General features: G+C 67.8%; 27 protein-coding genes. 8 read left to right on the forward strand and 19 right to left on the reverse strand.

Features of this window, described 5'->3' with window-relative positions; genetic code table 11:
* Window positions 1-51 precede the first annotated feature (51 nt).
* Window positions 52-735, reverse strand: coding sequence for an NBR1-Ig-like domain-containing protein (locus AB0L70_RS19175; protein ID WP_363685744.1), 684 nt, complete (start codon window positions 733-735; stop codon window positions 52-54).
* A gap of 120 nt (window positions 736-855) precedes the next feature.
* Here AB0L70_RS19175 and AB0L70_RS19180 point away from each other — a divergent pair, with 120 nt between their 5' ends.
* Window positions 856-1,248 carry a cupin domain-containing protein gene (locus AB0L70_RS19180; RefSeq protein WP_363685746.1) on the forward strand — a complete coding sequence of 131 codons (393 nt, stop codon included), beginning with the start codon at window positions 856-858 and terminating at the stop codon, window positions 1,246-1,248.
* Between the two features lie 94 nt (window positions 1,249-1,342).
* Window positions 1,343-2,026, forward strand: a complete 684-nt coding sequence (locus AB0L70_RS19185) for a CHAP domain-containing protein (RefSeq protein WP_363685748.1) — start codon at window positions 1,343-1,345, stop codon at window positions 2,024-2,026.
* A 160-nt stretch (window positions 2,027-2,186) separates the two neighbouring features.
* Here the strand turns inward: AB0L70_RS19185 and AB0L70_RS19190 are convergent, their stop codons facing one another.
* Together AB0L70_RS19190 and AB0L70_RS19195 are read right to left on the reverse strand one after the other, a co-directional pair.
* A complete protein-coding gene (locus AB0L70_RS19190; RefSeq protein WP_363685750.1) occupies window positions 2,187-2,900 on the reverse strand; it encodes an alpha/beta hydrolase in 714 nt (237 codons plus the stop codon).
* 29 nt (window positions 2,901-2,929) lie between these two features.
* Entirely contained in the window at window positions 2,930-3,976 is a 1,047-nt protein-coding gene (locus AB0L70_RS19195) for a LacI family DNA-binding transcriptional regulator (protein WP_363685752.1), read from the reverse strand.
* Between the two features lie 122 nt (window positions 3,977-4,098).
* On the opposite strand from AB0L70_RS19195, the gene AB0L70_RS19200 reads away from it, so the two are divergent.
* Genes AB0L70_RS19200 through AB0L70_RS19210 form a run of 3 tightly spaced genes read left to right on the forward strand, consistent with a single transcriptional unit; the run spans window position 4,099 to window position 7,216 of the window.
* Window positions 4,099-5,001 carry a sugar ABC transporter permease gene (locus AB0L70_RS19200; RefSeq protein ID WP_363685754.1) on the forward strand — a complete coding sequence of 301 codons (903 nt, stop codon included), beginning with the start codon at window positions 4,099-4,101 and terminating at the stop codon, window positions 4,999-5,001.
* Window positions 4,982-5,902 carry a carbohydrate ABC transporter permease gene (locus tag AB0L70_RS19205; RefSeq protein WP_363685756.1) on the forward strand — a complete coding sequence of 307 codons (921 nt, stop codon included), beginning with the start codon at window positions 4,982-4,984 and terminating at the stop codon, window positions 5,900-5,902. Before AB0L70_RS19200 ends, AB0L70_RS19205 begins: the two co-directional genes overlap by 20 nt.
* 12 nt (window positions 5,903-5,914) lie before the next feature.
* Window positions 5,915-7,216 (forward strand): sugar ABC transporter substrate-binding protein, encoded by a 1,302-nt coding sequence (locus AB0L70_RS19210; protein ID WP_363685759.1) that lies wholly within the window; start codon window positions 5,915-5,917, stop codon window positions 7,214-7,216.
* 4 nt (window positions 7,217-7,220) lie between these two features.
* Here AB0L70_RS19210 and egtD read toward each other — a convergent pair whose 3' ends face one another.
* The 9 genes from egtD to AB0L70_RS19255 all read right to left on the reverse strand — a co-directional run bounded on the left by egtD (window position 7,221) and on the right by AB0L70_RS19255 (window position 17,690).
* Complete coding sequence (gene egtD, locus AB0L70_RS19215) at window positions 7,221-8,186, reverse strand: L-histidine N(alpha)-methyltransferase (protein WP_363685761.1); 966 nt, start codon at window positions 8,184-8,186, stop codon at window positions 7,221-7,223.
* Entirely contained in the window at window positions 8,183-8,944 is a 762-nt protein-coding gene (gene egtC / locus AB0L70_RS19220) for an ergothioneine biosynthesis protein EgtC (RefSeq protein ID WP_363685763.1), read from the reverse strand. Before egtC ends, egtD begins: the two co-directional genes overlap by 4 nt.
* Entirely contained in the window at window positions 8,944-10,281 is a 1,338-nt protein-coding gene (egtB, locus tag AB0L70_RS19225; protein WP_363685764.1) for an ergothioneine biosynthesis protein EgtB, read from the reverse strand. Before egtB ends, egtC begins: the two co-directional genes overlap by 1 nt.
* On the reverse strand, window positions 10,278-11,507 hold the full coding sequence (locus AB0L70_RS19230; protein ID WP_363685766.1) for a glutamate-cysteine ligase family protein: 1,230 nt from the start codon (window positions 11,505-11,507) through the stop codon (window positions 10,278-10,280). Before AB0L70_RS19230 ends, egtB begins: the two co-directional genes overlap by 4 nt.
* A 127-nt stretch (window positions 11,508-11,634) precedes the next feature.
* Window positions 11,635-14,055 carry a glycoside hydrolase domain-containing protein gene (locus tag AB0L70_RS19235; RefSeq protein ID WP_363685768.1) on the reverse strand — a complete coding sequence of 807 codons (2,421 nt, stop codon included), beginning with the start codon at window positions 14,053-14,055 and terminating at the stop codon, window positions 11,635-11,637.
* Window positions 14,056-14,209: 154 nt separating this feature from the next.
* A complete protein-coding gene (locus AB0L70_RS19240; protein WP_363685770.1) occupies window positions 14,210-14,869 on the reverse strand; it encodes a (2Fe-2S)-binding protein in 660 nt (219 codons plus the stop codon).
* Window positions 14,866-15,639, reverse strand: coding sequence for an ABC transporter ATP-binding protein (locus AB0L70_RS19245; protein ID WP_363685772.1), 774 nt, complete (start codon window positions 15,637-15,639; stop codon window positions 14,866-14,868). Before AB0L70_RS19245 ends, AB0L70_RS19240 begins: the two co-directional genes overlap by 4 nt.
* Before the next feature lie 3 nt (window positions 15,640-15,642).
* A complete protein-coding gene (locus tag AB0L70_RS19250; protein ID WP_363685774.1) occupies window positions 15,643-16,671 on the reverse strand; it encodes an iron chelate uptake ABC transporter family permease subunit in 1,029 nt (342 codons plus the stop codon).
* Entirely contained in the window at window positions 16,668-17,690 is a 1,023-nt protein-coding gene (locus tag AB0L70_RS19255) for an iron ABC transporter permease (protein WP_363685776.1), read from the reverse strand. Before AB0L70_RS19255 ends, AB0L70_RS19250 begins: the two co-directional genes overlap by 4 nt.
* Before the next feature lie 89 nt (window positions 17,691-17,779).
* Here AB0L70_RS19255 and AB0L70_RS19260 point away from each other — a divergent pair, with 89 nt between their 5' ends.
* Entirely contained in the window at window positions 17,780-18,760 is a 981-nt protein-coding gene (locus AB0L70_RS19260; protein WP_363685778.1) for an iron-siderophore ABC transporter substrate-binding protein, read from the forward strand.
* Here the strand turns inward: AB0L70_RS19260 and AB0L70_RS19265 are convergent, their stop codons facing one another.
* Window positions 18,761-19,411 (reverse strand): hypothetical protein, encoded by a 651-nt coding sequence (locus AB0L70_RS19265; protein ID WP_363685780.1) that lies wholly within the window; start codon window positions 19,409-19,411, stop codon window positions 18,761-18,763. It abuts the gene before it with no gap.
* A 126-nt stretch (window positions 19,412-19,537) separates the two neighbouring features.
* Here AB0L70_RS19265 and AB0L70_RS19270 point away from each other — a divergent pair, with 126 nt between their 5' ends.
* Window positions 19,538-20,176: a hypothetical protein gene (locus AB0L70_RS19270; RefSeq protein ID WP_363685782.1), complete on the forward strand. Its 639-nt coding sequence runs from the start codon at window positions 19,538-19,540 to the stop codon at window positions 20,174-20,176.
* Between the two features lie 464 nt (window positions 20,177-20,640).
* On the opposite strand, the gene AB0L70_RS19275 is transcribed toward AB0L70_RS19270, so the two are convergent.
* The 3 genes from AB0L70_RS19275 to AB0L70_RS19285 all read right to left on the reverse strand — a co-directional run bounded on the left by AB0L70_RS19275 (window position 20,641) and on the right by AB0L70_RS19285 (window position 24,074).
* Window positions 20,641-21,564, reverse strand: coding sequence for an alpha/beta fold hydrolase (locus AB0L70_RS19275; protein WP_363685784.1), 924 nt, complete (start codon window positions 21,562-21,564; stop codon window positions 20,641-20,643).
* A 379-nt stretch (window positions 21,565-21,943) separates the two neighbouring features.
* Complete coding sequence (locus tag AB0L70_RS19280; RefSeq protein ID WP_363685786.1) at window positions 21,944-22,549, reverse strand: TetR/AcrR family transcriptional regulator; 606 nt, start codon at window positions 22,547-22,549, stop codon at window positions 21,944-21,946.
* Complete coding sequence (locus AB0L70_RS19285) at window positions 22,497-24,074, reverse strand: FAD-dependent monooxygenase (RefSeq protein WP_363685788.1); 1,578 nt, start codon at window positions 24,072-24,074, stop codon at window positions 22,497-22,499. The genes AB0L70_RS19280 and AB0L70_RS19285 overlap by 53 nt, the downstream gene beginning before the upstream one ends.
* A 90-nt stretch (window positions 24,075-24,164) precedes the next feature.
* On the opposite strand from AB0L70_RS19285, the gene AB0L70_RS19290 reads away from it, so the two are divergent.
* Window positions 24,165-24,686 carry a PadR family transcriptional regulator gene (locus AB0L70_RS19290; protein ID WP_363685790.1) on the forward strand — a complete coding sequence of 174 codons (522 nt, stop codon included), beginning with the start codon at window positions 24,165-24,167 and terminating at the stop codon, window positions 24,684-24,686.
* On the opposite strand, the gene AB0L70_RS19295 is transcribed toward AB0L70_RS19290, so the two are convergent.
* From AB0L70_RS19295 to folP, 3 genes are read right to left on the reverse strand one after another with little or no spacing between them, the layout of a single operon-like run.
* Window positions 24,679-25,365 (reverse strand): class III extradiol dioxygenase subunit B-like domain-containing protein, encoded by a 687-nt coding sequence (locus tag AB0L70_RS19295; protein WP_363685792.1) that lies wholly within the window; start codon window positions 25,363-25,365, stop codon window positions 24,679-24,681. The two genes, AB0L70_RS19290 and AB0L70_RS19295, sit on opposite strands and share 8 nt — an antisense overlap.
* The gene (locus AB0L70_RS19300) at window positions 25,365-26,105 is read right to left on the reverse strand and encodes a pyrimidine reductase family protein (RefSeq protein ID WP_363685794.1); all 741 of its coding nucleotides are present in this window, start codon (window positions 26,103-26,105) and stop codon (window positions 25,365-25,367) included. The genes AB0L70_RS19295 and AB0L70_RS19300 overlap by 1 nt, the downstream gene beginning before the upstream one ends.
* Window positions 26,102-26,914 (reverse strand): dihydropteroate synthase, encoded by an 813-nt coding sequence (gene folP / locus AB0L70_RS19305; protein WP_363685900.1) that lies wholly within the window; start codon window positions 26,912-26,914, stop codon window positions 26,102-26,104. Before folP ends, AB0L70_RS19300 begins: the two co-directional genes overlap by 4 nt.
* Window positions 26,915-26,973: the final 59 nt, after the last annotated feature.

A 26,973-nucleotide genomic window follows, 5' to 3' on the forward strand; every position in this document is an offset into this window, starting at 1 on the left:
GAATGGACAGCAACCTAAGGGCCCGCACCGGCCGGGCCAAGGAGGTAATCCCTAGAGTTCGTAGACCGTGAAGATCGTGCAGTACATCGGCGGTGACTCGAGGCCGGGGTAGTACAGGCGCCCCGCCTCGTCGGTGATCTTGAAGTACGCCGTCGACGCACCGACCTGCGATGGTGCCTGCAACCTCATCGAGACCGTCACGACCTCACCCGGCTCGGCATCCGGCACGCGTTCGCGCGCGGGAGATCGCAGCCAGCCGGGCGCACCGGCACTCCCCTGCCGCGTGAGCCAGCGATCGTGCCACGACCGTTCGCCGCTGTTCCGGATCTCCCAGATCTTCTCGAAGGACTGGTCCCGGCACACCCGCGTGCCGTCCGGCAGCGTCTCCCCCACCAGCTCGGCGCGATCCTCCGGATGATGGTCGATCGGCACGGATCCCCCGAGTAGTACGGGCTGCACGTGCCGCCGGATGTCCCGCTGCGACATGTCCCGCCCGGCCCGTACGGCGGCATCCAGCTCCGTCAACTGGTTGACGAGGGCCTGACCCGCGCCGAAGCAAGCGTCGTACCACTCGATCAGCTCGCGGCTGGGTTTGGTGTGGCCGCGCTCGACCCGGGACAGATGACCTTTGTCCCAGCCGGACTCCGCGGCCGCGCGGCTCAGCGGTACGCCGGCCGCTTCCCGGAGCTCACGCATCCGCGACCCGATCACCACACGAAGCTGCGCAGGCCTCACACCGCACTCCGATCGTCGCGTACCGCGACAACACCGTAACCCTCCGAATCTCAACTGGTCCAGGAAATCCGCCCCGAACTGGCCCAAGGGCCGGGGCGCTCGGCAACCTAGGGTCGAAGTATGGGAATCATCGGACCGGCGAAGACCAACACCTTCGACAGCTTGCTCACCCAGACCCCTGTGATCGCCCCCGGATCGCACGCGATGGTCGCCACCGTCACCGTCCCGCCGGGCGATCCGGGATCCGGCCCGCACCGGCACTCCGGGCCGGTGTTCGGGTACGTGCTCGAGGGCGAGATCCTGTTCGAGCTCGAGGGCGAGGCGCCGTACCCGATCAAGGCCGGTGAGGCCTTCTGGGAGCCGGGCGGGGACGTCGTGCACTACCAGGCCGCGAACCTGCGCACCGATATCGACAGCAAGTTCGTCGTGTTCATGCTCTGCGCGCCCGATGTGCCGATGATGACGTACCTGGACGCCGAGGAGATCGCCGAGCGGGCCCACCTGCGCAGATGAGGGGGTCGTTGTCCACTGCGACAACGACGGGCGACGCTGCTTCTCTGTAAATAAGTGTCACTTCGCCAGTCGCCCAGCGAAAAGGACCAACATCATGCGTACCGCCCTCCTGCGCATCACCCTCACCACAGTTCTGGCCACCGCCGCCGCCTTCGGCACCGGCACCCTGACCGCCAGTGCCGCCACCGGCACAGTGGTCACCGACAGCGGGGCCGGAGTCACCATCCGGTCCGGCAACGCGACCAGCTTCGGCTCGGTCGGCACTCAACCGAACGGACCGGTCGAGATCGACTGCCAGATCTACGGTGAGCCGGTCACCGGCAAGTTCGGCCGCAGCCTGGTCTGGGACCACGTTCCCGGCAAGGGCTACATCTCCGACTCCTACGTCAACACCGGCAGCTCCGGCCTGGTCGCGCCGTTGTGCACCAGCAATCCACGCGCCGACAAGGCCATCGCCTGGTACGCCGCCCGCAACGGATCGACAGCCTTCCAGGGGTACTGCGAGATGGCCGCCGAGAACTCGTACGGCAAGACCGCGATCTGGGCCTCAGCCAAAGCGGACTGGAACGACGCCATTGCCCGTGGCGTCGCACACCGCGGCGACCTGAACCCACCCAAGGGTGCCCTGGTCTTCTGGGACCTCGCCGCACCGTACGGACACGTCGGCGTGGCCCGTGGTGACGGCTACTTCTGGGCCACCAGCGTCAACGGCAAGATCGGCCTGGCGAAGCTCCCGTACTTCTCCAGCTACCTCGGCTGGGCCTACCCGAACTTCTAGTGTCCCGTAAGCGATGTAGCTTGAACGATAGCGGTGTCCAGGTGCGTGCATCGGGGTGCTTGGTCAGTGGCCTCGATGCGGAGCATCGTGGGCGCTGGGCAAGTGCCGCGAGGTGCGTGCCTGGGCGCCGATAGCGCCAAGCTACATCGCTTACGGGACACTAGGCCATCCGGTCGAGCCAGTCGGCGACGAGGGCACGGTAGACCAGGCCGGATTCCACTGGTAGATCGTGCCCTTCCCGATCGAGTACGACGTACGTCGCGCGCGGGTAGTCGTCGAGCACGGACCAGGCATCGGCGTACCCGGTCATCGTGTCTTCGCGGCCGGTCACGATCAGCGTCGGACCATCGAAGCGGGTGGACGGGTCCTCGCGCAACGAATAGGTGGCGACGGAGCCCTGGATCCGCCCGAGGAACTCGAGGTCTGCCTGAGCTTCGGCGGGGTCGTAGTACCGGCGCTGCTTCTCCTGCCAGGCAGGTGTTTCGACGAAGTGCTCACCGGACGGCAGGGTGCGCTTGGTCCGGTCGACGACGATGCCGGGGACTCGCAGCATCAGGCCGAGGACGCGGGCCGGATCGCGCTTGACGATGCCACGGGCGTGCAGACCGCCGGCCGACGTACCCGCCAGCGCGAAGCGTTCGTCGCCGACCAGTTCGTCGATCAGTCCGAGGATCGCGGCCAGCATCCCGTCCTGATCGGTGATCGACGGATCGGCCGGCGTCTGGCCGGTGCCCGGTGGGTCGATGTAGATCCGCTGCCAGCCGGGACGATTCTCGAACACCGGCTCGTGTACGTCGCGGCCTTCGCCGTTGGCGCCACCCCAGCCGGGCAGGAAGATGATCGGACGGCCGGCACCGAAGGACTCGTAGTACATGCACCGACCTTAGTCAGCGCGGGGTCAGCTCACCGACTCTTTCTCTTGGCGGCAGAATCCCGCGTGCGCTCTCCCGAGCCACGCTGGATCAGGGCACAAGGCAACACGATCCGCTGCGGCGGACGGGTGTCGGCACCAGAGGCGCGGTCCAGCAGCAGCCGCGCCGCGCTGCGGCCGAGCTCGGCGATGTCGGAGGCAACGACCGTGACCGGCGTCGGCAGCATGTCGGCGAGCCGGAAGTCGTCGAAGCCGACAACGGCGGGCTCGCGATCGAGCTCGCGCAAGGCGCGCAGTACACCCTCGGTGAGGAAGTTGGTCGAGGCAAAGATCGCGGTCGGCGGATCCGGCCGGAGCATCACTTCCCGGGTCGCCTTCTCCGCCGCCTCCGCGTTGCCCTCAGGCAGCTGAACGACGAGTGACTCATCGACGTCGACGTCGGCAGCCCGGTGCGCGCGCCGGTAGCCGCGCAGCCGTCGCCCGGTCGTGTAGTACGACGGCGCGAGCAGGATCGCGATCCGCCGATGCCCCTGCTCCAGCAGGTGTTCGGTGGCGAGCCGGCCACCACCCTCGTTGTCGACCATCACGATGTCGGCATCGATCCCGGTGGCCGGCCGGTCCACGAACACCACCGGTACGCCGGCACCCGCGAGGAACGAGTGGTCACCTTGGTCGGGCACGATCATCAACCCGGCGACCTGCCGGCTGACGAGCTCCTGAATCGCGCGCTTCTCACCCTCCGGGTCCTCGTCCACACTGCCGAGGACGACTGCGAATCCGGACTGCCCGGCCACCTCGAGTGACGCCTTCGCGATGCTCGCGTAGAACGGGTTGGTCAGGTCACCGAGGACGAGCGCCAGACTCGACGACTTCTTCCCCGGCCGGAGTGCACGCGCCACTTCGTTGCGCTGGAAACCGAGCTCGTCGATCGCGGTCCTGACCCGCTGCGCGGTCTCGTCGCGGACCCCGTGACCACCGTTGACCACCCGGGACACGGTGCCCAACCCGACACCGGCCCGGCGGGCCACGTCGATCATGGTCGGGCGGGCGGTCGCTGGGGGTGGAAACGTTTCGGCCACGTGCTTGACTTCCTTTTCCCGACACGGCATCGTCACCCAACAGTAAGCTTTGGAAACGTTACCGTCCAGGAGGCCGGATGACTCGTTCTCTGACTGGAATACGTGGCCGGAGCCGGGGCGGGATGAGCCGGAACGCGGGTTCCGACGTGAAGGCGGCGTACCTGTTCATCGCGCCGGCGATCATCGGGTTCCTGGTGTTCGTGGCGTATCCGCTGATCCGTTCGTTCTACCTGGCGCTGACCCGCTACAACGGCCTGACCGATCCGGTGTTCATTGGCCTGGGCAACTTTCGCCGGCTGTTCACGGTCGACCCGGCGTTCTGGCCGTCGCTGCGGGCAACGGGGTACCTGGTGGTCCTCTATGTCCCGCTGTCGCTGGTCCTCGGACTCGCGCTGGCGATGTTCTGCAACCAGCGGTTCGCCGGCGTCCGCGTCGTACGGACGTTGGCGTACCTTCCCGTCGTACTCCCGGCGATCGCGACGATCACGTTGTGGAAGTTCATCCTCGACCCACAGGTCGGCCTGCTGAACACGATCCTGGACCGGTTGGGGTTGCCAACGAGTTTGTGGCTGCAGAGCCCGGCGATGTCGATGCCGTCGGTCGTGATCGTGATGCTGTGGGGCGTCGGCGGCACGATGATCATCTTCCTGGCCGCGTTGCAGGCGGTTCCGAACGAGTTGTACGAGGCAGCCCGGGTCGACGGCGCCGGGCCCTGGTCGGTGTTCGTCCGGATCACGTTGCCGATGATCAGCCCGATCATGTTGCTGCAGGTGATCCTGCAGACCACGGCCGCACTGCAGACGTTCAACCAGCCGAAGGTTCTGACCAACGGCGGCCCCGGCTTCACCACCAACGTGCTGATGCTGTCGATCTACAAGAACGGCTTCCCGAACCTGGGCCAGATCCCGCAGCTCGGCTACGCGTCGGCGCAGGTCTGGGTCCTGTTCATCCTCATCATTCTCGTGATTGCCCTGACCGCGAAGTTCACCTCGCTCTGGACTTACAGTGACAACACTCCCGACTGAAGCCACCGTGCTGGCCGCTGCCGACCAGGCACCGCAGCCGCGCCTGCCCGCGAAGAAGAAGCCCCGCCTGCTCGGCACGACGTCCTGGTACGTCGTCGCCCTGTTCGTCAGCGCGGTCATGATCGTCCCGCTGCTGTGGATGATCACGATCGGCCTGAAGAGCCGGACCGCGGTCTTCGACATCCCACCGAGGCTGCTCCCGCACGAGTTCACCTGGAGCAACTTCATCCACGGCCCGGAGGCGATCCACTTCCCGCGGCTGCTGCTCAACTCGACCATCATCACCGCACTCAGCGTGCTCGGTGGGGTGATGACCGCGATGATGGCCGGCTACGCGCTGGCCCGGTTGCGGTTCCCCGGCCGGAAGGTGTGGTTCTACCTGTTCGTCGGGAGCATGCTGCTGCCCGGTGTGGTCGGGCTGATCCCGTTGTTCCAGCTGTACAAGAGCATCGGCTGGTACGACACCTGGTTGCCGCTGATCGTGCCGGCCTTCCTCGGCGGGAACCCGCTGTTCATCTTCCTGGCCCGGCAGTACTTCCTGGCCATCCCGTACTCGATCGACGAGGCCGCCAAGATCGACGGCGCCGGCCACTTCCGGATCTTCACCCAGGTGATGCTGCCGCTGACCCGGCCGGCCTGGATCACGATGGCGATCCTGGCCTTCCAGGCGTCCTGGAACGACTTCCTCAACCCGCTGGTCTACCTGTACTCGTCGAACAAGTGGCCACTGTCGGTCGGGATGGCCTCATTCATCTCGCCGTTCGCCGGGAAGACGCCGGACTGGAGCTACTACATGGCCACCAACCTGCTGTACATGCTGCCGCCGCTGATCGTGTTCTTCGCCGCGCAGCGCTACTTCATTCAGGGCCTCGGCTCGCTCGGCAGCACGACGCAGAAATAGAGGGGATCTCCTGTGAAACGCATTCTCTTCGGTACCACCCTGGCCTGTGCGGGGTTGCTGACGGCAACGGCCTGTAGCGGGTCGGACGACTCCGGTGGGTCGAGCAGCGGCCCGGTCACGGTCACGGTGATGACCTGGGAATCGGCCCAGACCAACGCCGCGATCAAGAAGGCGCTGGCCGACTTCAAGGAGGAGAACATCACCGTCCAGCTGCTCGACACCCCGGCCGGCAACTTCGGTGACAAGCTCGCCTCGCTGACCCAGGCGAAGAAGCTGCCGGACCTGTTCTGGTGCGGTAACGACACCGAGCAGCAGTACACCTCGCAGGGCCTGCTGGTCGACTGGAGCAGCAAGATCAAGGACGGCGACGGCGACTTCAAGGCCGACAAGTTCGTCCCGTCCGCGATGGAGAACTGGAAGACCGCCGACGGCCTGATGGGCGGCCTGCCGTCGCTGATGAACACGTACGGCGTCTGGTACAACGCCGACGCGTTCACCGCCGCGGGTCTGCAGGTGCCCAAGGCCGGCTGGACCTGGGACGAGATGTACGCCGCGGCCGCCAAGCTGGCCGGCAAGAACGGCGCGAAGTACGGCCTGGTCGCCGACAACCTGACCTCCGCCGACGGACCGTTCACGATGGGCATGTACTCCGTCTCCGCCGGTGGTGCACCGTTCACCGACAACGTGAACCACCCGACCAAGGCCGAGGCCGACGCGAAGTACACCGAGGGCGTGCAGAAGCTCGTCGACGCGATCAAGAACGGCTCGGTCTCCCCGCCCGGGTACGACGCCTCGAACGTGCAGTCGCTGTTCTCCGCCGGCAAGGTGCCGATGATGTTCGGTGGTCAGTGGCTGGCGGCCGGGTTCCAGACCGACAAGCCGAAGGTGAAGTACGGGTTCGCGCCGTTCCCGCAGGTGGATACTCCGGCGACGCTGTACGACTCGGTCGGTATCTGCACCCCGCAGTACACGAAGGACCAGGACGCGACGTTCAAGGTGCTCGAGTACCTCAACACGAAGGTGTGGGACGCCGTGCTGCCGGCCTCGCCGGTCGCGCCGCCCGCCTACACGCCGGCGCAGACGAGCTACTTCGACGCGCTGACGAAGGCGCAGCAGCCGACGGTCGTCGACACGGTCAAGGCGGACCTGGCCATGGAGAAGACGGTCGGCGTGCGCTTCACCACCCAGTGGGCCTCGCAGGTCGGTGACCTGACCACCGCCAACTACCAGCCCATCCTGAGCGGGAAGAAGCCGGTCTCCGACCTGCCGGCCTACATCGACAAGATCAACGGCCTGATCAAGTCAGCAGGCTAGTTCTTCAGACTGCTTGCCAGAGGGACAGGGCGAAGCGGGCTTCGGAGTCGGTCCACCAGGCGGCCGGTGCGAAGCCCGCTTTGTCCAGTTCACCCTCCACTCGCTGGCGGTTGAACTTGGCGGAGATCTCGGTGTGCAGCTCCTCGCCCTCGGCGAAGTCGACCTCGAGATGGACCTCCGGGATCAGGACACGCATCGCGCGATCGGCGCGCAGCCGCATCTCGATCCACTCGTTCTCGGCATCCCAGATCGCCACGTGACTGAACGCGTCCACGTCGAAGTCCGCGCCGAGCTGACGGTTGATCACCCGCAGCACGTTGCGGTTGAACTCCGCGGTGACGCCGGCAGAGTCGTCGTACGCCGCCACCAAAGTCGCGGGGTCCTTCACCAGATCGGTCCCGAGCAGCAACCACTCGCCCCGCTCGAGGACGTCACGGATCGAGGCGTAGAACGTCTCGCGCTCGGCCGGCAGCAGGTTGCCGATCGTGCCGCCCAAGAACGCGACGATGCGCGGCGGGTCGCCCGGAAGCTTGTCGAGGTGCGCGGTGAAGTCACCGACCACCCCATGTACGTCGAGCTCCGGGTAGTCGGCGTTGATCGCATCGGACGCCTCTCGCAGCGCCGACTCCGACACATCAAGCGGTACGAACGTCGTCAACGTCCCGCGTTCCCGCAGCCCGTCGAGCAGCAAACGGGTCTTCTCCGACGATCCGGACCCGAGCTCGACCAGCGTGTGCGCCTTCGTGATCGCCGCGATGTCACCGGCCCGGTTCTGCAGGATCTCCCGCTCGGCCCGGGTCGGATAGTACTCCGGCAGCCGCGTGATCTCCTCGAACAGCTCACTCCCCCGGGCGTCGTAGAACCACTTCGGCGGCAACCACTTCTCGTCCGCCGTCAGCCCCGCCCGAACATCCTCCCGCAACGCCCGCGAGGCATAGTCCGGCGTCAGATGTACGTCGATGAGGGTCACTCTGGTCCTTCCATCGGGGTGATGTGCAGCGTCGTGGCGGTGGCCACCAGCAACGAACGGTCGGGGACGTCCTCCCAGTCGTCGGCGCCGAACTGTTCGGAGCTGACGGTGATCGAGTCGCCGGTCCGGCGGACTCGCAGGGAGTGTGTCCAGGAGGTGGCGACAAGTTGCTCGCCGTCGGTGAGCAGGACGTTCAGCCGTGATCCCGGTGCCGCCGCTTCCACTTCATGGACGACGGCCGCCACCGCATCGGCCGGTGGCACCCCGTCGGACAGGCGGTTGGCGACGAGCGCCCACAGCAGCGCGGAGTCCACCGGCGCATCGAGCCGGAGCAGATCGGCGACCGGGAGTCGCTCGGCCAGCTTCGTCGTCGATTCCGGCCAGCCGGGAATCCGTCCGTTGTGGCTGAACAACCAGTTCCCGGCCATGAACGGCGCGACCGCCGACTGGCCGTGCGGCATGCCGGGAGTCCCGTTCCGGATCGCGGCGATGACCGCGCCGGACCGGATCGTGCCGGCCAGACCGGGGAGGTTCTCGTCGGTCCAGATCGGCACCTGCCGCCGGTACCGGACCGGGCCGCCGGGCAGGGCGGCATCGCCCTCGGGATACCACCCGAGGCCGAAACCGTCGGCGTTGATCGAGCCGCCGCCGCGCATGTCCTGCGGCGACCAGCTCTGTTCGAACAGTGAGTGCGCCGGTTCCAGGACCAGCGAGGCGAGTGTGACCGGGGGGCCGAGGTAGGCCAGGTGGCGGCACATCAGTCGCGCAGCTCCTCGGGCTGGGGGTCACGGGCGCACCGGAAGCCGGCGAAGATCTGCCTTCGGATCGGGTAGTCCCAGTTCCGGAAGGTGGTGCGGGCGACGACCTCGTCGGTGCCGAAGGAGCCACCGCGGAGGATCTTGTAGTCCGGCCCGAAGAACACCAGCGAGTACTCGTCGTACGGCCAGGCGCGGAAGCCCGGGTACGGCGTGAAGTCGCTCGACGTCCACTCCCAGACATCTCCGATCAGCTGCTCGACCCCGAGCGGGGACGCACCTGCCGGATACGCCCCGACCGGTGCCGGGGCGAGGTGCCGCTGACCGAGGTTCGCGTGCTGCGTCCCCGGGCTCTCGTCACCCCACGGGAACCGCCGGGTCCGCCCGGTCGACGGATCGAACCGCGCCGCGAACTCCCATTCCTCCTCGGTCGGCAGCCGCTTCCCGGCCCATTTCGCGTACGCCTCGGCCTCGTAGAAGCACACGTGCATCACGGGTTCGTCCAACGGCAACCTCTCCCGGTGCCCGAACCGCAGCCGCCACCACTCACCGTCCGCGTGCTCCCAGAACCGCGGCCCGGCCAGCGACGCCTTCCGCACGTGCGCCCAGCCGGCCTCGGACCACCACTGCGGATCGTCGTACCCACCGCCGAGCACGAAGGCCAGGTAGTCCCCGTTGCTCACCGGCACGGTGTCGATCACGTACGGCGCCACCCGGACGGCGTGCGCGGGTCGCTCGTTGTCCAGCGCCCACGGCTCGATCGACGTACCCATCTCGAACACGCCACCCGGCACGAACACCTCGCGCTGGGGCAGCCGACGCCCGGCCGGTGGGGGCGGAGCGTCAAGGACTGCGCCGCCGGTCCGTAGCTGGTGGGTGGCCAGCATGGTCTCGTCGTGCTGCTGCTCGTGCTGCGTGATCATGCCGAACGCGAACGCGTTGTCCACCAGCTCGCGGCCGTTGTCGAACTTCACGTGGTCCAGCACGTCCATGACCTTGTCCCGGACCTCGGTGACATAGGACCGCGTCTCGGTGGGACTGAGCAGCGGCAGGGCCGGCCGGTCCGCCCGCGGGTGCATGAAGGCGTCGTACAACTCGTCGATGTCCTGGCGGACGGGATCTCGTCCGCCGACGTCGCGGACCAGCCAGAGCTCCTCCTGGTTGCCGATATGCGCGTAGTCCCAGACCAGCGGCGACATCAGTTTGGAGTGCTGCCGGACCAGGTCGTCGGTGTCGACCGCGTCGGTCAGCTGCACAGTCCGCGCCCGGGACCGCTCGAGCTGCTCGGCGACGAACGCTCGCAGCCCTTCGGGAGAGAGTTCGGACAATTGGTGACTCATGAGGCTGCTCGCCTTCCTTGGGTGTCGTCGACGATGCGCTGCAGCCGGGTCTCGGTCGCAGCGATGAGTTCGGGGGCCACGCCGGTCCGGTCCAGTACTGCGGTGCCCAGCTCCACTACGTCGCGGGCGGCCTGGAGGACCAACTTGTCCTCGAGCCCCTCCCGAGCCGCCGGGAACCAGCGCCCGGCCGCGGGCTCGGCCGCGGCCAGTGCACGGTCGATCAGGGCCGGATCGGACATCAGCGCGGTGAGCAGCAGGGTCGGGGCGATCCACCCGTCGCCGGACTGCGTATCGAGGTAGCGCACCTCGAGATACCCGCGCGGCCGCACCGGCGGGAACAACGTGGACAGGTGGTATTCGAGGTCGTCGTACGTCGGTCGGTCGCCGGGCAGCTGTCCGTCCGCCCAGGCGCCGAAGGTCAGTCCGTCCGGCGCGTCCCAACGGTCGCCGCGGCGCAGGCAGAGCACCGGTGCCTCCATCGCCATCCGCGCCCAGGCTTCGGCCGGATCGCCGTCGAGTGGTGGCGGCTCGGTGAAGGGGGCGCAGGTGCCGAAGGTCGCCTCCGTCCGGGCGGAGGCCCAGCCGGTGTCCGCACCGGCCCGGCGACGGGAGTTCGCGAACAGGGCGACGAGAGCGGGGCCGAGATCGTGCAGCGCGCGCCAGCGCTGAGCGGTCTGATCCGCCTCACCCGCGTCGAGGCAGACCTGCAGACCGGCGGTGCTGCACATCATCCGTGGTCCGTGCGGGCCGAGGCGCTGGAATGCGGCTTCCATCGCGGCGTACCGCGGGACGGTGAGGATGCGGCGGGGCGGGCGGAACGCGTCCATCCCGTGCGCTCCCGGAACGAGATCTACATCGTTGAGGAGAGCTGTCAGCTCGGCCGCGTCGGCGGCGGTGTCGTCGATCAGCTGCGGGATCGAATCCAACGCAGGGCCGGAGATCTCTACCTGGCCACCTGGCTCCACAGTGACCAGAGAGCCCCGGCCGAGTGGCAGTTGCGGACTGCCTCTGACCAGGGTCGGGGGCGCATGCACGCCCAGGGCTTTTCTCAGTCGGCCGGCGTCGAGCGGCCGGTGCGGATCCTCCGCATGATGCACGGTCCATTCGAGCTCGACACCGTGCAGCCGGGGAGGACCATGCTTGAAACAGACCATCGCGACGAACCCCTCCGCCTCGGCCCGGGAGCCGATCGGAGTCGTCGCCGCAGAACCACCGGGCGAGGTCACGTCAGCGAACCTAACTCGCGACCCGGGGCTGGACAACCGACCTGGGATTACCCGTCGGTGACACCGGAGATACAGGACAAGTCATGCTCGCCATGTTCCCCGGCACCACCGACAGTTTCCGGCCATATCAGGACACGGTCGCCATTCCGCTCTGAGCGAAATGCTGGTAGGCCTCGATCTCGTCGATGAACATGCCCGTGTTCTTGTTGTTCGTCCTGGTCTTGTCGAACGACACCCGGATCCACCGGGCCTTGGCCGGCGCGAAGCCCAGGTCGTACCAGATGTGCGAGGCGCCGTTCACGGAGCTGAGGTGGCCACGCTCGGTGAAGTGGGTCCCGTCCGTACTGGTCGAGACCGTGATCAGATCCGGCCGGTAGTCCGGGTACTCCTCGTAGGCATGGACACGGACCGTGCCGACGGTCTGCGCGTGCTCGAGGTCGATCGTCACCTCCGGGTGCACGCTGTCGCCGACGTTCAGGAGCTCGTAGCCGAAGCTCTTGCCGTCACCCCAGTCGTCGCCGATCACACCGTCGGTCGCCTCGGTCTTGTTCGCGTCCGGGAAACGTGCCGACGGGTCGGTCCGCTCGTACGACTTCCCACCCGCGAGGTTCTGCTGCGGCAACCTGTTGCCAATCACCTGGAAGTCGAGAAGCTGCCCGCCGGTCGCGTCGATCCGGAGGTACCGCGCCTTCGAGTTCACGCCGACGAAGTCATCACCCCCGTCGCCGGTGCCCGGTGCAACGTCTGCCCACTTGATGCCGTCGAAGGAGATCTGCACCTGGTACTTGTCCGCGTGGGTGCTCCCCCAGTGCAGGAGTACGCCGTCAACTTGCGCCTGCCGGCCAAGATCGATCTGCCGCTGCGACCCATGTGCGATGGGCTTGATCGGCAGGCCGGCTGCCGCGTCCAGCGCGATCGCCCGAATCCGTTGCATGTACGACACGTCCGGTGAGTACTTGTCGCTGCGCTGCACCAGACTGGTCGCCAGATCGTGGGCCAGATCCGGATTGGTCTTACCGAGCTTGTTCAGGACCTCCCAGTCCTCCATGCCGTCCCGCAGCGATTCGTACCGTGGTGACGACTCGAGGGTGTTGTTGGCGACGTCCGGACGAACGATGTAGCCGTCGCCCTTCACGTCCTGGTCGTCCATCGCGTACTGCCAGTTCCCGTAGGCCCAGTGCAGGTAGCCCGTCGCACCACGCCCGTACGCGAGCCACATGGTCTGGCGCTGACTCCACTCCGGCTGGTCGACGAACCTGTTCAGGTGATTCCCGACCGGGATGTTGCAGTTGTAGAACCACAGCGGCTTGCCCTTGGCGCGCTCGGCGTCGTACGTGCCGGGGTCGAGGGTGTAGTTGAACAGGTTCGGGATCACGATGTCGGAGTTCCGCGCGATGAGCGGGCCGGAGCCGTTCACGGAGGTGTCGCCGATCTTCACACCGGGGAAGTACTTGCGGAGCTGCGCCTCGATGCCGGTCCAGCCTTCCTCGCCGGCCGGACCGTTGGCCTCGTCACCGACGTGCATCCAGTACATGCTGGTCCAGCCCTTGGCGTCCAGGTGTGCCTTCAGTGCCGGGTAGAACTGGGAGTACCAGCTGTCCGCCTCAGGCGAGTCCCACGGGAGGTAGTCGGGGATCTGCGAGCCGGTGTTCTTCGGCGTGACCTCGATCAGCCACTTGGGGTAGACGGGGTTGCGGGCCTCGTTCTGCGAACCGGCGCCGGTGAATCCCTCCAGCCGGTCCACCGTGCCCTTGTCCACGAACCGCTGGACGACCTGGTCGAAGCGGCTGAAGTTGAACGTGTACTTGCCGGCGGCATCGACCGAGCTGCCGCCGTCGGTGAGCAGGTTGATCAGCGGCAACTGCAGGCTGTTCTGCCGGTTCTGCTTCATCAGATCGGCCCAGTTGTCGATCAGCTGCCACCACTGCGGCGAGTACCGGTCGTGCCCGTAGAACAGCTTCACCGTGTCACCCTTGCCCGGATCCCACGAGGTGAGGCCGAGGAAGTTCGTCCACATCACGTTGGTGAACTCGCTCTGGTTCGCCGGCGGGATCACCACGTTGCGCGCGTTCACCGTGATCGGGACCCGCAGGTCGCCTTTCGTCGTACGCACGGTTGCCAGGCCGGCGTACAGGCCGCCCTTCGCGGTAGCGGGCACGTGCACGCGGATCCATAGTGACTGCGTCTGATTGGCCGGTACGGCGATGCTCTTCTGGTTCAGCAGCCGGTCCGGGAAGTCGCCGGGGGCCGCATGTGTCGTCGGGTAGACATCCTGGTTGCCGCCGAAGACCGAGTTGTGGTTCAGGTACTCGTACCCGACCGGGTTGTAGCTCAGTTCACGCGCCGGAATCGCGTCCGACCGTCCGATCAGTGGAGTGAAGTCCACCTTGTTGACGGTGAAGGACGCCGGGGCGCGCAGCACGATCTGCGCCGCCTCGTAGTCGTTCTTCGCCGTATCGAGCCGGATGTCCGCACGGGCCTCCGGCGATCGCCCACTGTCCTTGAAGACCGAGTTGTACGACGTCTCCGTCCACACACTCGGTCTCACCCCGACGGCCTCACGTGCCTGCGCCACTGGCGCTAGTGCAGCCGACGTCACCAACAGTCCACCTGCCACGACTACCCGTATCCAGCGCATGCGGCCCAGCCTTCGCGCCAGAACCCGGTCCGGCAATCCTGTCGACGCAGGCTGTCTAGACCAATCAGCGGAATCGGGGGCAGGTGGTGCAGGCGTTCACGTTCGGCAGGACGTAGAAGTAGCAGCAAGAGGTGCGCAGCTTCTGCTCCAGCGATACCCCGAACGCCTTGGCGGCTTGATCGGCGTACGGCGCCTCGTCCGGCAGGCGGATCGCCGACCGCACCTCGTCTTCGACCGCACCGAAGCGCTGGAGCGAGCCGATCTTCACAGGGGGGCGATAGGAGTCCAGGAACGCCGATGTGTGCGCTTTGAGCTGGTCTGCCGCAACGGCGAGCGGCACTGTCTCTGCGGACAACAGCGCAACCTCAGTCGGGTAGTGCGCCGTGGGGTGCCGCCGGAAGGCCAGTGCGGCCGGGGACACCTCTGGTGAGACCCCAGTGACTGCAGCGGTGACCCCGGCAACCAGTGCGGGGACCTGGACGTACCACATCAGCGTGAACATCGCCGCGACCTGAATGGGCGGCTCGATCGCGTAATCCCGCGCGTAGTCGGCGGCCGCGGCGGTGCGCCAGTCGTACGTCGGATCACCGCCGGCCTGCTGCTCCGCGAGCAGTGCCGCACACGAGATCCACTCCGGTCCGGGGACGGAGTCCGCCGTACGCACAGACATCCAGGTGACCGATTCGGCCAGGATGTCCGCCAGGCGGCTCGGGGTGTACGTCACCCAGCCAGCCTACGGTCCGGTACGACGACCGGCGCGCCCCCGACCTCGACCACGGTGGCCTTGAGCCCGAACACCTCGTCGAGCAGCTCCTCGGTCAGTACGTCGACCGGACGGCCCTCGGCCGCGATCCGGCCGTTCCCCATCACCACGAGGTGATCGGCGTACTGCGCGGCCAGGGTGAGGTCGTGCAGCACCGTCACCACAGTCCGGCCGGTCGTCGCCGCGGCATGGACCACGTTCATCACGTCGACCGCGTGCGCGAGGTCCAGGTACGTCGTGGGCTCGTCCAGCAGGAGGTGCTGGGTGCCCTGGGCCAGCACCATCGCGATCCACACCCGCTGCCGCTGACCTCCGGACAGCTGGTCAACCGGGCGATCCCTCAGCTCCGTCAGCTCCACTGCGTTCAGGGCCTCGTCGATCGCCGCATCGTCCTCGGCAGTGAGCCGGCCGAACAGACCGCGGTGTGGATGCCGACCACGCGACACCAGTTCGGCTGCGGTGATGCCCTCCGGCGTCACCGGCCCCTGCGGCAGTACGCCGAGCTTCCGAGCCAGCTCACGTGCCGGGAGCTTGTGGATGTCCGTGCCGTCCAGCAACACCTGGCCGCTCTGTGGGGTGAGCAGTCTGCTCATTCCACGCAGCAGGGTCGACTTGCCGGACCCGTTCGGCCCGACCACTGCAGTCAACTGACCAGTCGGCACCTCCAGGGTCAATCCGGTCACCACTGGCGCATCAGCGCCGTACGCGAGTGTCAGGTTCTCCACGTGCACGGTTCAGCGCCCTTTCTGCTGACGGCCGATGAGATGAAGCAGGTACGGCGCTCCGCAGGCAGCCGTGATCACGCCGACGGGCAGCTCGTACGGCCCGACCTGCAGCCACTGCAACCCGTTCCGCGCCAGCAAATCCGCGAGTACGACGAACAGCGCGCCAAGTAGTGCAGTGGTGAGGAGTGGCGGCCGTTCCATTCGGGTCAGCCGCTGTGCGATTTGTGGAGCAACGAGCGCGACGAAGGCGATCGGTCCGGCGCCGGCGGTCGCCAGCGCCGCCAGCAGGGTCGCGATGACCAGCAACGCAAGGCGAATCCGGGCGACCCGCACACCGAGTGACGACGCGACGTCGTCGCCGAGGACCAGGGCGGACAGGTCCCGGTTGAACATCATTGCTACTGGCAACAACAGCACCACCGCGATCAGGACCGGGATCGCGTCGCTCCACGCGCGGGCGTTGAGCGACCCGGCCAACCAGGCCGCGGCCCGGCCGGCGTCGTTGACGTCGCCGATCACGAGCAGCCAGGCGACCATCGAGTTGGCCGCGGCCGCGATCCCGACGCCGATCAGTACGACGCGACCCGCGTCGACCACGCCGCGCCGGATCGAGAGTGCACCGACGATGAGTGTGGCGAGCAGACCGCCGAGGACGGCGGCCAATGGGATGCCGATCTTCGCGGCGGCGCCGGAGATGTTCCCACCGCCGGTCCCGGCCAGCACGATCACTGCGACGGCACCCGCGGACGCGCCTGAGTTCACGCCGACGATGTCCGGGCTCGCGAGTGGGTTGCGAGACAGGGTCTGCAGGAGTGCACCCGAGACGGCGAACGCGATCCCGACGAGCAGACCGGTCGCGACGCGGGGCAGTCGGAACTCCAGTACGACGAGACGCGTGCCGCGGCGACCGCCACCGAGCAACACCTCGACCACGTCCGCGATCGGCAACTTCGTCGTACCGACGCTGAGGGAGATCAGGGCAACCACGATCGCCAGGACCGCGAACAGCACGCTCAGCACGATCGTCCGTGACTTCACAGCGCCACCGCCCGACGCCGTACGACGATCACGAACAAGGGCGCGCCGACGATACCGAGGACCACGCCGGCCTGGACCTCACCGGCGCCGCCGACCAGTCGGCCGACAAGATCCGCGAGTACCAGCGCCGTCGCACCGATCACCCCGGCCGCGGGGATCAGCCAACTGTTGCGGGCGCCGAACATGCGTCGCGCGACGTGACCCGCGAGCAGCCCGAGGAACCCGATCGGACCGCAGGCCGCAACCCCTGCCGCAGTGAGAAGCCCGATCGCCACCAGCCCGACCAATCGAGCCCGGCGGATCGACAATCCGAGACCCGCGGCCACATCGTCGCCCAGGGCAAGCAAGTCCAGATCCCGGGCGTTGACCAGGGCAAGCAACAGACCGACGACCGCGAACGGCAGCACCTGCCCGGCGACATCCAGTCCGCGACCGGCCACCGAACCGACCGCCCAGAAGCGATAGCCGTCGAGGGTGTCCGCATCGAGCAACACGATCGCGGACGTCAGCGCGCCGAGCATCGCGGCCACCGCTGCGCCCGTCAACGCCAGCCCGACCGGCGTCGCGCCACTCCCCCGCGACGCCAATCGCTGTACGCCGAAGGTCGCGATCAGCGCGCCCACCAGCGCGACCCAGACCGTCGACGACACCGACTCGACCAGACCGACCTGCAGACCCAGTACGACGGCGAACGCGGCGCCCGAACTCACTCCGAAGATGCCCGGTTCGGCCAAGGCGTTGCGGGTGTGGCCCTGCATCAGCGTCCCGGCGATGCCGAGGCAGAGGCCGATCAGTACGGCGACCACGGTGCGCGGGAAGCGCAGGCTGCGGACGATCACATCCGGATCGGAGCCGTCGTTGGCGGTCAGCGCGTGCCAGAGCGCGCCGGGCCCGAGCCACCGCGAGCCGAACGCGAGGCTGGCCGCGAATGCCAGCACGAGGACTACGACCAACGCGAGCAGTGTGGCGGTACGCCGTACCGCTGGAATCGCGGCCGGGTGTGCGGACGGTGCAGACATGCGGTTAGGGTTGCCTTACCTCTGAGGTGGTGAGCCACCTTAACCCGATGCCGGTCCTGACGTGTGCCGGTCCTGACCAGGAGACACCTGTGCGCCTGCCCCGCCTGACTGCTCTGCTCGCCGTCGCCGCCCTCGCTCTCGCCGGGTGCGGCTCGTCGGACTCCGACGACTCGGCCGACGCGGCCGGCGCCTCGTCGGCCGGGTTCCCGCGCACCGTCGAGCACGCGATGGGCAAGACCGAGATCAAGTCCAAGCCGAAGCGGGTCGTCGCCCTCGACGCGAGCTTCGTCGACGCGACGCTGATCCTGGACACGCCGGTCGTCGGGTACACCGACTACCGCAGCATCAACGGCAAGCTGCCGGACTACCTCGGCGACGACGCGAAGACGTACGGCTCCGAGGCGCAGGCCGTCGGCACGCTGGCCGAGCCGAACCTCGAGAAGATCGCGGAACTCGACCCGGACCTGATCATCACCGCGAAGGTCCGGCACGAGAAGCTCTACGACCAGCTGTCCGCGATCGCGCCGACGATCATGTCGGAGACGACCGGGCCGACCTGGAAGGACAACATCCGGCTGGAGGCGAAGGCGCTCGGCGCGGAGGACCTGGCCGAGAAGGAGCTCTCGTCGTACGAGAACGCGGCCAAGACCGTCGGCGCCGCGATCAACGCGAAGGCCGGCACCCCGAGCATCTCGGTGGTCCGATTCGTCGACGGCCCGACCCGGCTCTACCAGAACGCGAGCTTCTCCGGCATCGTCCTGAAGGACGCCGGCCTGAAGCGGCCGAAGTCCCAGGACGCCAACGACTTCGCCCTCGAGATCAGCCCCGAGCGGATCAAGGACGCCGATGGCGACGCGATCTTCGTGACCGTGTACGCGGACGAGAAGGGGCTGAGCGCGAAGACCGCCGCCCAGTTCAAGGCCAACCCGCTCTGGAAGCCCCTCGCCCCGAAGGTCCACGAGGTCCCCGACCTCACCTGGATGACCGCCGTAGGCCTCCAGGGTGCCTGGGAAATCCTCACCGACCTGGCCAAGACCTTCGACGTACCGGCTCCGGCAAAGTCGGCCTGATCACGACACCTTGAAGTCGGTGACGCCGGTCCCCTTCGCACCGCCGTCGGTGACGACCGCCACGCTCAGGCGGTAGTTCCCCGGAGTCTTCAGCGCGTCCGATCTGAAGTTGAACATCCCGAAGCTGTGGCTCTGGCAAGCGGTGCCACGAATGCTCTGGACCGTGGTTGACCCACGCTTGAGCGTCCAGGTCGGGTAACAACCGTTGTCGAGTTGGCGCCCGGTGTCGTCGAACACATCAGCGATGGCGCCGGGCGTCGAGCCGGCCCGCCACTCCGTCGGCCCGATCTTGCCGCCGGTCCCGATCTTGATGGTGATCGTGAGAGCGCCCGGGGCTGCCTGGGTGGTGCTTCCGGTCGGGCCGGTCGACCCCGGCGCGGTGGGGGTCTCCGTGACTGTGTTGGTCACGGTGCTGGTGGCAGTGGTTGTTGCTGTCACTGTGCTGGTTGCGAGCACAGTGGTTGGTGGTGGTGCCGGGTTGATCGCGTTCGGCAGTACGTCGTTCTGCCCGAGGACGACCGTGAGTATTCCGCCGATCAGCGTGAAGACCGCGGGTATCGCCGCGATCAACGCCGGATGCCGATGCCAGGCGTACTGCCGCCTTCCGTCGTCCGGTTTTCCGGCAGGCGCAGGCGTCTTCGTTTGGACCACAGTGGTTTCCCCCCACGTGACATGTTCGTACTCGGCGGCCCCCCAGCCACCGATGAGATGCACCACAATGGCCCAAAACCGTGACCACGTCCACAGCGCAGAGTGACGACGTTTAAGGTGCGGTCTATGACGGCTCTGACCCGATGGCACGTCGGCCCGTGGACCACCCGCGCGACGCTCCCGGGTGAACCGTTCGAGCCCGGCGTACGACGTACTCCCGACGAACTCAACTTCGACATCGTCGGCTTGTCCCGCATCCTCGGCCGCCGCCAAACCCTCCCCGAAGAGATGCTCGTCCGCCGCTGCCAGGCCGCGTTGCGCCCCACGGATCCCCGGCCGTGTGGCGTCGAAACCCTCACCGACGCGTCGCTTGCCGCCGCTCTCGCGGAGGTTGCTGACCAGGCCTTCGCGTGGATCGCCGAACGGGCGCCTTCGGGCTACGAGTTCGTGCTGACCGACGCGGTCGAACTCCGCCCCATCCTCGACCTAACCGCCGAGGTCGTCCCCATCGAAGCCGTCCTCGCTCTAGCGACCGGCGACCTGCCAATGGCCCACCTGGCCGCATCCCACGTACGCCACTCCCCCACCGGCAACTGGTACGCCGGCAACGCCGCATGCAACTGGTCCGGCCCCCACGACACACCCGAGGCCGCGACCGCCGCCGTACAAGAAGCCCGAGCCGCCCTAACCACCCACCTAAAAACAACCAACCCCGCCCTAGCCACCACCTCCTCCCGCTGGCCCCCCATCCCAGTAGAGGTGTGAGAACACCGCACCCAAAGGACACCGCTACGCGGCGACGGTCCCTTGGTCGCCTTCGGCGACGCCGCGGGAAGTACGACGGGCACGTGCACTCCGCGACTCGACTGTGGACAGAAGAGTCACGCGTCAAGGACACCGCTCCGCGGCGGCAGTCGTGTCGGCCGCCTTCGGCGGCGCCGCAGATCGTGTCACGAGTGGGTGCACTCGGCGAATCGGCTGTGGACAGGGGGTTGAGGGAGTCGCCGTCGCCAGTAGGTGAACGGGACCCGGGTGACTGCACGAAGGCTGGCCCTGGAGACGCAAGGGAGCAGTTGGTCGACGTGCTGATGGAAGGAAGACCGGTGTGCATGGCGACCTCGGGCCCCGCGCCCGTATACCGCGGAGTCGCCCGTCGGCCTACGAGTCGTGGGGGCGAGGACAGGCGGATTACTCGACCAGGATCCACGACTCGGCGACGGCGGCTGCGGCTAGACGGAATGGGTTTGTGTTGGCTGGCTGGGAGTCGCGGGGTTGGTGACCAGGTGGCGTCGGAGGAAGTCGAGTTCGGTTTCTACGACGGTTTCGTGGGAGTCGAGGAAGGGGGCGTAGTGGTTGCCGGGGAGGCGGAGTACCTCGGCGTGGGGCGTTTGGGCGGCAGCCTTCAAGGTGGGAGCTGCGAGGGCCGACGTGTCGTTGTCGCAGACGACGTACAGGAGTGGGCAGCGGACCTTGGGCGCGTACTTCGCGGCCCGGTAGAACACCGCGGGTAGCACCGAGCGGGCGGCGATTGCTTGCTGCCAATCGTCGTACTCGTGATTGGGATTGAGTGCCTCGTTGCCCAGTTGGGCGTCCGGTGTGTTGAGCAAGGCAACAGTCCCGCGGGGGCCGGACAGGTCGACCATCTTCACCGGGCGACCGAACAGCCCGCCGATCGTGTCGGCGATGCTTCGGCCCATCAGGCGTACGGCGGACAGCGGCGACTGGTAGCGGGATGCGTTGCGGGTCACCACGGGGCCGTCGACGTTTGCTGATTGGGCGATCGCGGCTGAGACGCCTGGGTGCTCCGCGGCGAGCTGGACCATGTACCCGCCGCACAGCGAGAACGACCAGATCGCGACCTTGTCCACCTCAGGAAGCGTCCCGGCGAGGTCGATCGCGGCTCGCCAGTCGTCGAGCTGATCGCTGATCCGCGCCACCTGCCGTGGTTCGCCGCCACTCTCGCCGAGGTAGCGGTGATCGAACGCCAGCACGCTGAAGCCGGCCGCGTTGAACCGCTCCGCGAACCGATCCGTACCCGGTTCCTTGGTGACGCCGAACCCACCGGTCATCACCACGCACCCACCGTTGGACCCGGCGTAGTACCAGGCCGCGCACTCCACACCCGAACTCGTAAACCAAACCTTCTCGCGCATACCAAAAGTGAACCACGCGGTTCGCATCCTGTCTACATGCCTACGAAGCAAGGACACCGCTCCGCGGCGACAGGCCTATTGGCCGCCTCTGGCGGCATTCGCAACAGGTGTCACGAGCAGGCGCGATCGGCGAACGACTGTGCGCCCAGCTATCCCCGGGACACAGCACGCTTGCCGAGCACGCTGACCCGCAACACATCCCGCGCGCCGCCGCAAGCGGGCGACAAGCTGTCGCCGCGGAGCGGTGACCTTTCGCGGAGGCTCTCCGTGGTCACACCCTCGCTCGCCGAGGATGTGCACCCTGCAACGCACTCCGCGCGCCGCCGGAGGCGGCCCACAAGTCTCTCGCCGCGGAGCGGTGGCCTTTCGTGGCAGGCGGCTAGGTGGCGGCTTCTTCTCGGTCTAAGGCTCGGAGTAGGGCTTTGAAGCCGGCTTTGATGGCTGGTTGGTTGGCGCTGGTTCGGTATTCGATGAGGAAGCCTCGGAGGGTGGCGAGGATGAGGTGGGCCACCTCGTGTTTGCGGTCGTCGGACCACCCTGGCGGACAGATCGAGAGCAACGCGGGGAGGTACTGCTGGGACGCTGATCTGGCCAGGTCGGCGTAACGGCCGGCGTCGTACATGGCCAGGCCGATGGCTTGGTCGAGGACCCAGGACTCTTCGCTGATCAGGCCGGGCCACATGGAGCGGACGCGGTCGGCCAATGGGCGGTCGGGTGGGCCGTCGGTGGAGGCGGCTACGGCTCGGGTGATGCGGCGTTCGCGGAGTTGGAGGACGGCTTGGGTGAGCAGGTCCTCGGGGCCGTCGAAGTGATACAGGAGCACCTTGTGCGTCGTACCGGCGGCGCGGGCGGCTCGGCGGAGGGAGAAGTCGACGAGGCCGTTGGCGCCCAGGTCGTCGGCGACGCGGTCGAGCAGTTCGCGCCGCCGGGCCTCACCCCGCGGCGACTTCGCCGACCGTCGATACCCCGCGCGTTCCTCCGTCATCAGGACAGTATCCAGCCCAGCGTTCCAGGTACGCCGATGCCTCGGCCGCATCATCGATGAGCGCGGCAACATAGCCGTCCGGGCGGATCACCGCGAACGCGCAGCGTGGATAGCTTCGCCGGATGGTGCCGTCGACATCGATCACATCCCGGCCGATCACGAATCCCCGCACCGGCCCGCCAACCTGCTCACGCGGTCGCAGCTCAACACCATCGACCGCAGGCAACTCCCGGCCGAAGGCGAGCACGGTGAAGTGCGGCCCGCGGAAGAGGTCGAACAACCGCACCGACCGCCCGCCCGGAGTACGTCCGACCCCGTCCGGCGCAGTGTCCCCGGGTGCGAGCGCACGACCCCAACGCAAGCGCCGACGAGCCGGAAGCGTGAGCGGCGAGGCCGGGTAGCGAGGGTGATCCGTGCGGCCGCGCTTGTTCAAGCGAACCAGGAACGGCTTCACAAGGTGCGGCAGGATCGGCCGCAGCAACCGTGGCGGCGCGGTTGCGGCGGAGAAGCGCCGGTCGCTCTCGGCCAGGATCGCCTGACCCACGGGCAGTCGCTCGGCCTCGTAGGTGTCCAGGAGCGTCTCGTCGGCACCGCGTCGTACCAGGGCCAGCTTCCAGCCGAGGTTGAAGGCGTCCTGCACTCCAGTGTTCAACCCGAACGCCCCGAACGGACTGTGCACATGCGCCGCGTCCCCGGCGAGGAACACCCGCCCGACCCGGTAGCGCGAGGCGATCCGCAGGCTGTACCGCCACACCGACATCCAGCGCGGATTGCTCACCCGCAGCGACTCCACCCCGCTGCGCTCGGCCACGATCCGCTGCAACAACTCCAGCGACGGCTCCTGCCCCGGCCCGATCGAGGCGACCGCCTGCCACGGCTCGCCTTCGCGATATGGCCGTAGGGCGAGCATCTGCTGATCCCCCATCCACAGATGTACGGCGTGATCCGGCAGCCCGGTCACGTCGACGTCGGCCAGCAACGCCCGCGCATCCTCCGTCGTACTGCCCTCGAACTCGACCCCCAGCGCCTTCCGGACCGTACTGCGCCCACCATCACACCCCACCAGGTACGACGCTCTCTCCTGCGTACCGTCCTCGAACGTCGCCAGCACCGACGATCCCTCGTCGACGAAACCGGCTACCGCCGTACCGAACTCCACCTCGACACCCGCGCGCGACAGCGACGTCCGGAGGATCTCCTCGGTCTTCCACTGCGGCATCGACACGTAGTTCGGGTACGGGCGGGCCGCGGTCGGCGCATCGGCAGCCAGAGTGAAGTCGGCGAGCAGCGCACCACCAAGATGCACCTTGGTCCGTTGCGCGGTCCCGGCCGCCGCCAGGAACTGATCGGCGATGCCGAGAGCATCGAAGATCTCCAGCGTCCGCGGCTTGATCCCGAACCCGCGCGAACCCTCCTGCGGGCCCAGCGACCGTTCGACGATCCGGACCGACATCCCCCACTGCTTGAGCTGCAAGGCCAAGATCAGCCCGGTCGGTCCCGCGCCCACCACCAGCACATCCACCATCGCTCGACTCCTCGCTCGTCCGATCTACCCCGAGTTTAGTGTCAAGATGTACATGTCAATCGGTACATCTGTCATGGTACGGTCCACGACATGTCGCTGCGTCACGGCCTGCTCGGCCTGCTGGATCAGCACCCGGCCACGGGCTACGAGCTGACGAAGTCCTTCGAGGAGATCGGCCAGTGGGCCTGGCACGCTTCGCACAGCCACATTTATCCGGAGCTGCGGAAGATGACCGAGGCCGGCCTGATCGAGGTCGTCGACGAGCAGTCCCGCGGCCGGAAGACGTACGGCATCACGCCGGCCGGACGCGACGAGCTGCGCCGCTGGATGCTCGAACCGGCCGACGATCTGGTCCGCAGCGCCGCTGCGCTCCGGCTGTTCCTGGTCGGCTCACTCGAGCCGGACGAGGCCCGGGTGTTCCTTCAGCAGTACGCCGATCAGGCCGACGAACGGCTCGCCGCACTCCGGGCTCAGATGGAGGAGGCCGGCGAGGAATGGCAGGACAACCCGCTCGCGTTCGGCCGCCTCGCCGCCGAACGGGGTCTGCGAACCCTCCCCGCGGTCCGCGACTGGGCTCAGTGGGGCCTGGACCAACTCGAGCAGGCTAAGTGAAGCTGGCCACGAAATAGCCGACACCGTACGGCGCTGCGTCGTACGCGACCTCACCACGTAGCCCAGTCGACTCCAGCGCCCCCGCGAGTACCTGCCAGGGCGCACGACCAGCAGCCTGCAGTTCCGAAGCCAGGTCGGGATCGAGCGCGGCCAAGACCTCCAGATCCACGTTCTGGAAGGCCTGGGCGACGGTGGTGTCGAAGACTTCGGCGCGTGGATGGAGATGGACCGGCGCATGATCGCTGCGCCGTGCGGACCCGTCTCCCATCACCAGCAGGCCGATCTGTTCGTTGCCCTGAGCAATCTCGCGGCCCAGCTCCAGACAACGGGCAGGAGTCTCGTCAGTCGGCACGCCCAGGTAGGTCCGTGGCAACGCGGCCGACTTGGACTGCTCGAGCAACCATCCACCAACGGTCAACGACAACGGCAGCACAGCCGGACCCGACCCGATCCGTACGTCGGGCGCGCCGTACGGCCCGAAGGTCCCAGCCGCCGGGCCGTCGTACCGTCCAGCAGCCGGACCGGAGCCGACAACCACCAACCGGTCCACACCGCCGAGCAGGTCGAGAGCGCTCAGGCACGCAAACCGAAGCGAATCGAGCTCGGCCGCCGCACCAAATGCCAGCGCAGGGACCAGGATCGGCGGATGCGGACAGACCACAGCAGCGACAACGGGCACTACTGGCCTCGCCCGTGCCGCAGGAACAGGAACCCGTCATCGGCACAGAGAACATGCAGCTGGGCCAGCGATCGCGCCTCGGTCGACGCGAGACCGTCAGTGATCCGGCGCGCCCCGGGCCCGGCGAGCAGAGGCGACACGGTCAGGCAGAGTTCGTCGACCAGATCCGCCCCGGTCAGCGCGCCGAGCAGATGCGGACCGCCCTCACACAGGATCTGGTTCAGACCACGCTCGACCAACGCATCGATCGCCTGCTTCAGGTCAACCTCCTCGTCACCGCACACCAGTACGTCGGCAACCTCCGCCAACGCCGCTCGCTGGTCCGCCGGGGACGACGCGCAGGTGATCACGATCGGCCGCACCGGCGCCGCGGTGAAGACCGGGCTGTCCGCGGCCAGCTCGAGCCGGCTGGAGACCACGGCCAGGGTGGGATTCTCCGCCCACCCCTGCTCGGATCTCCAGGTACGGCGTTTCGCGCCGAGCCGGAGTCCGCCGTACCCCTCGGCGCGCAGCGTGCCGGCGCCGACCAGTACGACGTCGGACAGCATCCGGAGCCGGCCGAGCATGTTCTGGTCGTCCTTGCTGGACAGGCCGCCGGACAGGCCTTCGAGCGTGACCGCTCCGTCGAGGCTGGTGACGAAGTTGGCCCGGAGCCGCGGTACCGAACGGTCCGCCACGGTGTACGCGGCGATCAGTTCGTCCTCGGTCAACTCGGTCCAGCTCGCAGCATTCCGGATCACACCAGGCTCCTTCGGGTGTACGCAGGCGTCGCCGACTTCCGCAGTACGGCGATCAGGTCGAGAGCTTGCCGTACGCCGGCCACGTCGTGCACCCGGAACACGCGGGCGCCGAGCCACGCCGCGACACTGACCGCGGCGAGCGTCGCCGGACCACGCTGACCGGACGGCAGATCGAGGGTCTCGCCGAGGAAATCCTTGTTGGACATCGCCACGAGAACCGGCCAGCCGGTTGCCGCGAGTTCGTCGACCCGGCGGGTGACCTCGAGGGAGTGCAGCGTGTTCTTGCCGAAGTCGTGGGTCGGGTCGATCACGATCCCGTCCGGGCGGACACCGGCCGCAATCGCCCGCTCGGCCAGGGCGGTGGTCGTCCGGATCACGTCGGCCACGACATCGTCGTACGCCATCCGGTGCGGGTCGGTGCGCGGCTTGAGGCCGCCGACGTGGCTGCAGACCAGGCCGGCGCCGGTGGCCGCGGCGGCCTCCGCAAGTTCGGGGTCGTGGCCGGACCAGGTGTCGTTGATCAGGTTCGCGCCGACCTCGCCGACCCGGCGGGCGACGCCGCTGCGGAACGTGTCGACGCTGATCAGGAGCTCCGGGTGCCGCGCTCGGACGGTGCCGACGAAGTCGACGGTACGGCGGAGTTCCTCGGTCTCGTCGACGGGTTCGCCGTACCCAGCCTTGACGCCGCCGATGTCGACCAGGTCCGCACCGTCGGCGACCGCCTGGTCGATCGCGGTCAGCGCCGCCTCGGTCACGTACGTCACCCCGCCGTCGAAGAACGAGTCCGGCGTCCGGTTGACGATCGCCATCACCGCGAACTCGTCCGGCCCGAACGACCGCCGGCCCAGGCGGAGGGGGTTCCGGGGGT

Origin of the sequence: Kribbella sp. NPDC051952 (genome assembly GCF_040680855.1) — a bacterium.
Classification (GTDB): Bacteria; Actinomycetota; Actinomycetes; order Propionibacteriales; family Kribbellaceae; genus Kribbella.

Coding starts and splice junctions, on each gene's coding strand:
- AB0L70_RS19280 (WP_363685786.1), bottom strand. CDS start 22,549: ATGACGGAGGAACGCGCGGGGTATCGACGGTCGGCGAAGTCGCCGCGG.
- folP (WP_363685900.1), bottom strand. CDS start 26,914: ATGGCGATCGTCAACCGGACGCCGGACTCGTTCTTCGACGGCGGGGTG.
- AB0L70_RS19270 (WP_363685782.1), top strand. CDS start 19,538: ATGACGGCTCTGACCCGATGGCACGTCGGCCCGTGGACCACCCGCGCG.
- egtC (WP_363685763.1), bottom strand. CDS start 8,944: ATGTGCCGCCACCTGGCCTACCTCGGCCCCCCGGTCACACTCGCCTCG.
- AB0L70_RS19285 (WP_363685788.1), bottom strand. CDS start 24,074: ATGGTGGATGTGCTGGTGGTGGGCGCGGGACCGACCGGGCTGATCTTG.
- AB0L70_RS19190 (WP_363685750.1), bottom strand. CDS start 2,900: ATGTACTACGAGTCCTTCGGTGCCGGCCGTCCGATCATCTTCCTGCCC.
- AB0L70_RS19275 (WP_363685784.1), bottom strand. CDS start 21,564: ATGCGCGAGAAGGTTTGGTTTACGAGTTCGGGTGTGGAGTGCGCGGCC.
- egtB (WP_363685764.1), bottom strand. CDS start 10,281: ATGAGTCACCAATTGTCCGAACTCTCTCCCGAAGGGCTGCGAGCGTTC.
- AB0L70_RS19185 (WP_363685748.1), top strand. CDS start 1,343: ATGCGTACCGCCCTCCTGCGCATCACCCTCACCACAGTTCTGGCCACC.
- AB0L70_RS19255 (WP_363685776.1), bottom strand. CDS start 17,690: ATGTCTGCACCGTCCGCACACCCGGCCGCGATTCCAGCGGTACGGCGT.
- AB0L70_RS19200 (WP_363685754.1), top strand. CDS start 4,099: ATGAGCCGGAACGCGGGTTCCGACGTGAAGGCGGCGTACCTGTTCATC.
- AB0L70_RS19180 (WP_363685746.1), top strand. CDS start 856: ATGGGAATCATCGGACCGGCGAAGACCAACACCTTCGACAGCTTGCTC.
- AB0L70_RS19290 (WP_363685790.1), top strand. CDS start 24,165: ATGTCGCTGCGTCACGGCCTGCTCGGCCTGCTGGATCAGCACCCGGCC.